Annotated in this window: 5 protein-coding genes; 2 read left to right on the top strand and 3 right to left on the bottom strand. The window is 68.7% G+C overall.

Annotation, left to right across the window (positions count from 1 at the left end; all coding sequences use genetic code 11):
• Nucleotides 1-870: 870 nt before the first annotated feature.
• On the bottom strand, nucleotides 871-1,230 hold the full coding sequence (locus AB0E94_RS38420; RefSeq protein ID WP_360336711.1) for a hypothetical protein: 360 nt from the start codon (nucleotides 1,228-1,230) through the stop codon (nucleotides 871-873).
• A gap of 222 nt (nucleotides 1,231-1,452) precedes the next feature.
• Between AB0E94_RS38420 and AB0E94_RS38415 the strand changes: the two genes are divergently transcribed.
• On the top strand, nucleotides 1,453-2,106 hold the full coding sequence (locus tag AB0E94_RS38415; RefSeq protein WP_360336709.1) for a dihydrofolate reductase family protein: 654 nt from the start codon (nucleotides 1,453-1,455) through the stop codon (nucleotides 2,104-2,106).
• 44 nt (nucleotides 2,107-2,150) lie between these two features.
• Here AB0E94_RS38415 and AB0E94_RS38410 read toward each other — a convergent pair whose 3' ends face one another.
• Together AB0E94_RS38410 and AB0E94_RS38405 are read right to left on the bottom strand one after the other, a co-directional pair.
• Nucleotides 2,151-4,805, bottom strand: coding sequence for a molybdopterin-dependent oxidoreductase (locus tag AB0E94_RS38410; protein ID WP_360336707.1), 2,655 nt, complete (start codon nucleotides 4,803-4,805; stop codon nucleotides 2,151-2,153).
• A gap of 47 nt (nucleotides 4,806-4,852) precedes the next feature.
• On the bottom strand, nucleotides 4,853-5,641 hold the full coding sequence (locus tag AB0E94_RS38405) for an FAD binding domain-containing protein (protein ID WP_360336705.1): 789 nt from the start codon (nucleotides 5,639-5,641) through the stop codon (nucleotides 4,853-4,855).
• A 154-nt stretch (nucleotides 5,642-5,795) separates the two neighbouring features.
• Here AB0E94_RS38405 and AB0E94_RS38400 point away from each other — a divergent pair, with 154 nt between their 5' ends.
• Nucleotides 5,796-7,178, top strand: coding sequence for a cytochrome ubiquinol oxidase subunit I (locus AB0E94_RS38400; RefSeq protein ID WP_360336703.1), 1,383 nt, complete (start codon nucleotides 5,796-5,798; stop codon nucleotides 7,176-7,178).
• The last annotated feature ends 6 nt before the right edge of the window (nucleotides 7,179-7,184 follow it).

Raw genomic sequence — 7,184 nt, 5'->3', positions numbered from 1 at the left:
CCAGTCCTCCACCTTCAGCACCCCTTCCAAGATCAAGGAAGAGGGGGTTAACTTTCGCGGATCCCTACGGGGTCACTCTTCAGGAAGCGGCGACAACATTGGCCGATCGCGTGCGCTGGTCATCGCCCGAGCAGGGACGGGAGCACACGCAAGGGCGATCGTGAGCGTTCATCCACGCCGGGACGACTACCCGAGCACACACAACGCCAACGTGTGCGCTGGTCACCGCTACGGCCGATGCCCACTGGCTGCGCTCCATACGCCAGGGTCGGGAGTGCCAGCGGGCAAGGCGCCTGAACCAGCGAGCTTCCGGGCGTCAGCCCCTGGACTTCCAGCGTCAGAGCCGGGGCTTCCGGTCGCGGCAAGTCAACGAGCCGCAGGCCTGTCAACGGTCAGGACGAAGCGTTTCCGCTAGCAAGGCCGATCGCCGAACGGCAAACAACCCTGCTCCCAGCCCTTCCTCGATCGCCGAGCGGCACAGCGCAAGCGCTTCCCGGGCCCAAGGTTGACCATCGCGCGGCACAGCACGCCGCTCCCAGTCCCTCCTTGGTCCTCGAGCGGCGCAGCACGGTTGCTTCCCGTCCCGGGTTGATCGCCGAGCGGCACGGCATGGCTGCTTCCTGGCGGTTTTAGGGTTCGTGCCGCACCGCTGAGCCGCTTTCCGGTGGCTTTTAGCGTTCATGTTGCGCCGCCGGGAAGAGCGGATCTTGATGCCGGCGACTCTTCGGACATCGAACACGTCTCAGTCGCTAGACCATCTTAGGAGGCTAGTCCTTTGACTGAAAGGGCCGGGCGCGATCTTGCCCCGGCGACGGTAGGCACTGGGTAGGGGCGCATCGAAACCGGGGGCGATGAACGGCAGGCACAGATTCAACGAACGTGGGAGCAGCGGGCCCGGGAACAGCGAGTGCCGGTGGTGCGGCGGCGAGCGTGGGAGTCGGGTGTGCCCGGAACGGGCGGCAAGGCGTCGGTGACGGGCGGGGCGGCTCGGGAACTCGCCGGCAGCGGTTTGCCGAGAACCGGCGACGGTTTACCGGGAACCGGCAGCGGCTTGCCGAGAACCGGCAGCGGCTTGCCGAGAACCGGCAGCGGCTTGCCGAGAACCGGCGACGGTTTGCCGAGAACCGGCAGCGGTTTGCCGAGAACCGGCAGCGGTTTGCCGAGAACCGGCAGCGGTTTACTGGGAACCGGCAGCGGTTTGCCGGGAACCGGCGACGGTTTACTGGGCACCTGCGGCGTTTGCTGGGAAGGTCGACGGTTACCCGGCAGACGGCGGCGGTTTGCCGGAAACGGCGGCGGTGAAATTGGTGGGATGACCGGGTCGGGCGGCGCTTCGTGGAGAGCATGGAACGGCTCGGGGCGGCCGTCGGGCTGGCCCGTGCCGAGCTGGGTCCAGCGGGCCCGGCCGGTGGGCGATGAGTTCGCCGGCCGGCGCCGGTCTGCATCAGTGACATGACCGACGAACGGCTGGAGGACATCGTGGGCACGATTCACATCGACCTGTTTGCGACTCTCGACCTGGTGGGGCAGGCGCCCGGCGGGCCGGATGAGGATCCCGAGGGTGGGTTCCCGTTCGGGGGCTGGCAGGCGCCACTGTTCGAGCAGACCGGCGGGGAGCAGGTCGCGGCCGGGATGCGAGGGCTGGACGCGCTGCTGCTGGGGCGTAAGACCTACGACATCTTCGCCGGGTACTGGCCGCATCAGGAGGACGGCCCCGACGGCGGGATCGCGTCCCTGTTCAACAGCGTGCCGAAGTATGTGGCCTCGCACAGCAAGCCGGACCTGGACTGGGCGGGTTCCTCGCTGCTGGGCCCGGACCTGGTGACGGCGGTGAACGAGATCCGGGACCGGCACCAGAACGTCCACGTGATCGGCAGCCTCAACCTGGTGCAGAGCCTGCTGCGGGACCGGCTGTTCGACCGGCTCAACCTGTGGCTGCATCCGGTCGTGCTGGGCACCGGCAAGAAGGTGTTCGACGGCGGCGCGGTGCCGGCCAATCTGACGCTGGTCGAGCCGCCGTTCACCACGCCGAAGGGTTCGGTGCTGCTGCGCTACGCCCTCGCCGAGGGCGCCCCCACCACCGGCGACATGACAACAAGAAGCTGACCCTGTGGTGACCTGCGGCTCGAAACGGACCGCAGGTCACCACGTCAGGGTTGCAGGGCCTGCCAGATGCGGTCGGCGGTGTAGGGCAGGTCGGTCATGCGGACTCCGAGAGCGTCCCGGAGGGCGTTTCCCAGGGCAGGCGACACCGGGTTGTACGGCGACTCGCTCATCGATTTGGCCCCGAGCGGCCCGATCGCGTCCGTGGTCTGCGCGAAGTGCACCTCAGTCACCGGGATGTCGGCGAACGTGGGCAGGTGGTACTGCCGGAACGCGGCGGTGGTGACCTGACCCGACGAGTCGACGTCGACGTGTTCGGCCAGGGTGGCGCCGATCGCCTGGGCCACACCGCCCTCAATCTGGCCGCGGAGCTGGAGCGGGTTCATCACGGTGCCGGCGTCGGCGCTGTGCACGGAACGCAGGATCCGCAGCTCGCCGGTGTCCGGGTCGACGGCCACCCGGAACCACTGGGCGTTGAAGGCGACCGACCGCGGCGTACCGTCGAAATGTCCGCTCTCGGTGAGGGGCCCGAGCCCGGCCAGGCTGATTCCGGCGACGCTGTCGGCGGTGAGGCAGCCGATGTCGGACGGTGAGCGTTCCGCGGCGGCCAGGATGCGGGCGCGCAGCGCGCGGGCGGCGCGGAGGACGGCCTGGCCGGCGACGACGACGCCGGTCGACGCGAAGGCGCCGGTGTCGTGGCGGACCACGTCGGTGTCGGACTGCCTGATGACGACCCGGTCGGGGGTGGTCCGGAGTTCGTCGGCGACGATCTGGGCGTGCACGGTGGTGCTGCCGTTGCCGAATTCGGCGGTGCCGACGGCCAGCTCGTAGCGGCCGTCGGGAAGCAGGGTGACCGTGGCGTCGGCGAAGTGGCCGCCGGGCGGGCCGGCCGCGATCATCGCGATGGCCATGCCCTCGCCGACCAGCCAGCCGTCCGGGGCGTCGTCGGTGGTGAGCGAGGCGGCGCGCATCCGTTCGAGACACTGGTCCAGTCCGTAGCTGGCGATGCCGAGGTCGGGGACGTGCCCGCCGGGGGCGGTGAGGTCGTCACCGGGGCGGACCACGTTGATCTCCCGGAACGTGACCGGGTCCATGTCGATCATGCGGGCGAGCTCGTCGAGGACCTGCTCGACGGCGAACGTGACCTGGCCGAGGCCGTAGCCACGGAACGCCCCGGCGGGCACCGTGTTGGTGTAGACGGTGACGGCGTCGGTGCGGATGTTCGCGCACTTGTAGACGGCGACCGTCTCGTGGCAGCCGTGGTGCATGACGGATGGACCGTGATTTCCATAGGCACCCGTGTTGACTAGTACAGTCAACTGCAGTGCATTGATCGTGCCGTCAACACGTGCGCCCGCCTTGACGGTGATGACGAACGGATGCCGGGTCGTCGCCGCGGTGAACTGCTCGGAGCGGGTGTACTCCCACTTGACCGGCCGGCCGGTACGCAGCACGGCCATCGCCACCAGGTCCTCGACGAGCATCTCCTGCTTGCCGCCGAACCCGCCGCCGACCCGTCCGGCGACCACCCGGACCCGGTCCTGGGACAGTCCGAACAGCCGTGACACGGCCCGCCTGGTCAGGAACGGCGTCTGTGTGCTGGACCTGATGACCAGGCGATCGTCGTCGTCGAGCCAGCCGACCGCGCCGTGCGTCTCCAGGCTGGCGTGCTGGACGCGGGGCGTGCGGAAGGTCGCCTCGTAGACCGCGTCGGAGGCAGCGAACCCGGCCTCGACGTCGCCGATCCCGGCGTGCAACTCCCCCACCACGTTGGCGTCGGCCCGGACGATGCCCTCGGCGATGCCCTTGCCGGCGTGCACGAGCGGTGCCCCCGGTTGCATCGCGAGCGCCGGGTCGATCACCGCGGGCAGCACCTCGTAGTCGACACGCAACCTGCGGACGCCCTCTTCGGCGGCGGCTTCCGAGGTGGCGACGACGGCGGCGACCCGCTGGCCGATGAAGCGGAGGATCTCGTCGAGGACACGGGTGTCGTACGGGTCCTCGGCCTCGTTCTCGTGCTGGGCGGTGGAGAACAGCCGGTCGGGGGCGTCCTTGTGGGTGAGGACCGCCTCCACGCCGGGCACGGCGAGCGCGTCGGACGTGTCGATCGACAGGATCCGGGCGTGCGCATGCGGTGAGCGCAGCACTTTGAGGTGCAGCATCCCGGGAACGTCGAGGTCGAACGTGTAGCGGGCGGTTCCGGTGACCACCTGTGGTCCGGCGGGGGCGCCCAGGTTCGATCCGACGGCGGCGCCTGCGGCCGGGCATACGGCCGACTGCCTGCCGTTGACAGCGTCGGTGATGGCGCGGTAACCCGTACATCTGCAGAGGTTGCCTTTGAGGGATCGCGGCAGGTCACCGCGCTGCTCCTCGGTGAGGGACGCAGCCGTCATGATCATCCCGGCGGTGCAGAAGCCGCACTGGAAACCTTGTGCGTCGAGGAAGCTCTGCTGCATCGGATGCAGGCCCGAAGGGCCGGCGAGGCCTTCGATCGTCGTCACGCTGCGTCCCTGCGCCCGGAAGGCCGGGTAGACGCAGGAATGCACTGGTTTGCCGTCGACGTGCACGGTGCACGCTCCGCAGTCGCCGGCGTCGCAGCCCTTCTTGACCCCGAAGCAGCCCTCCTCGCGCAGGTAGGTGCGCAGGCACTGGCCGGGTCGTGGGGTGCGGTCGTGCGGTGTTCCGTTGATCTCGATGGTCATCTGTCTTGCCTTCCTGCCGGCCGCCGGGTGCAGCCGGAAGTACCTGGTCAGGGCACGAGTTCGGCCCTGATGGAACGCGCATGGTGGCGGGTGAGATGCCGCCGCCAGACCGGCCTGCCGTGCACGTCGTCGACGTAGTCGGAAACCGGAATCGTTTCGATCGCCGCCTCGACCTCGGCCGCCGACGGCGGCGAGGGGAAACGGAAGACGTAGGGCCGCCGGGTCGCGGCAGTCACTGTCAGTGACAGAGCGCCGTCGGGGTCGGCCCGGCCGATCAACAGGACGGCCGATCGGCCATGACGATGCAAGGACCCTCTGCGGTACGCCGTGCGCGCCCCCAGCGGACCGGACGGCAGGTGGATCGCCCGCAGGAACTCACCGTCACGCAGCACGGTCGTCCCCTCACCGGTCACGAACCCGGCGGCCGGCACCCGCCGTTCCCCGCCGTCCGGCCCGACCAGCACACACGTCCCGTCGAGGGCGACGCTCAGCGAGATCATCGGCCCGGCCGGGAGCGCGGCGCAGAGGTTGCCGCCGACCGTGGCCACGTTCCAGATCTTGAACGAGGCCAGGAACGCGTGGCAGCACTGGAGCACGATGCCGTGCCGGCCCAGCTTGTCAGCGAGCTCGGCGATGGTGCAGGTGGCCGCGATCTCGACGCCGTCGTCACGCATGGTGATCGGCGGCCAGCCGGCGGCGGCCAGGTCGAGGAGCCGGGTCACGTGCGGGCGGGGCTCGCCGAGAAGGGCGGTCCCCCCGCCCATCCAGGCGTCGCCGGGACGCCACTGACCGGGCTGGGCAGGGCTGATCACTTCGGTGACGGTGTGCAGATCCACGAAATCACGCTACGCGTCTCATGTTTCCGTTCTCAGCGATCTTCGAGGGCCTCCGCGAACCTGTCTCCTGTTCCCGCCGAACGGGACTTTCGGCCCTGATCGTGCGTGAAGTCCCTGGTCAAGAGTGGGCATCGACGTCGGGGAAAGGACGCCAGTGGACGCGCTCGATCTTTCGCGGTGGCAATTCGGAATCACCACCGTGTACCACTTCATCTTCGTTCCGATAACGATCGGGCTGTCGGCGCTCGTGGCCGGCCTGCAGACCGCGTGGGTTCGCACCGGTAAAGAGAATTACCTGAAGGCCACCAAGTTCTGGGGCAAGCTCTTTCTGATCAACTTCGCGATCGGTGTCGTGACCGGCATCGTGCAGGAGTTCCAGTTCGGCATGAACTGGTCGGCGTACTCACGCTTCGTGGGCGACATCTTCGGCGCGCCGCTGGCCATCGAGGGGCTGCTCGCGTTCTTCCTGGAGTCCACGTTCCTCGGCCTGTGGATCTTCGGCTGGGACCGTCTCCCGAAACGTGTGCACCTGGCGACCATCTGGATCGCGTCGATCGGCACGATGATGTCGGCCTACTTCATCCTGGCCGCGAACTCGTGGATGCAGCACCCGGTCGGCTGGACCATGGGCGACGGCCGCGCCGAGCTGACCAGCATCTGGGCGGTGCTCACCAACTCGACGACGCTCGTCACGTTCCCGCACACGATCACCGCCTGCTTCCTCACCGCCGGCGCGCTGCTGCTCGCGGTCAGCGCCTGGCACCTGCGGCGCGGCAATCAGGACGACGTGTTCCGGCCGTCGCTGCGGCTGGGCGCGTGGGTGGTGCTGATCGCCGGGCTGGGCGTGCTGATCACCGGAGACCTCCAGGCGCGGGTGATGACCGAGCAGCAGCCGATGAAGATGGCGGCCGCCGAGGCCCTCTACGAGAACACCTCGTCGGCCTCGTTCTCGATCTTCACAGTCGGGTCCCTGGACGGATCCGAAGAGCTCTATTCGGTACGGATCCCGTCGCTGCTGTCCTTCATGGCGACCGGCTCGCCCAGTGGCGAGGTCGAGGGGATCAACGACCTCCAGGCTGCGTACGAGGAGAAGTACGGCGCGGGTGACTACGTGCCGAACGTGCCGGTCACCTACTGGTCGTTCCGTCTCATGATCGGGTTCGGGGCGCTGGCCATGGTGATCGCCGCGGCGGCGCTCTGGTTCACCCGCGGCACGCGCAGTCCGCGGTCCCGATGGTTGTGGATCGCGGCGGTCAGCACCGTGGCGATGCCACTGCTGTCCAACTCGTTCGGCTGGATCTTCACCGAGATGGGCCGGCAGCCATGGACGGTCTTCGGCCTGTTCAAGACGGCCGAATCCGGATCGCCGTCGGTGTCCACCGGCGAGGCTGCCACCGGCTTGATCGTGCTCACCGTGCTCTACGGGATTCTCGCCGTGATCGAGATCGGGCTGTTCCTGAAATATGCGGCCGCCGGGGCGCCGGTCATCGCCCCGGAATCCGATGAAGCGGACAAACCGCTCGCGTTTGCCTACTGAGGGGCC

The sequence above is a fragment of the Actinoplanes sp. NPDC026670 genome (assembly GCF_040638175.1).
GTDB lineage: Bacteria > Actinomycetota > Actinomycetes > Mycobacteriales > Micromonosporaceae > Actinoplanes.
The sequence above is the reverse complement of the archived record's forward strand: the minus strand, read 5'-3'. Positions and strand labels throughout refer to the sequence as shown.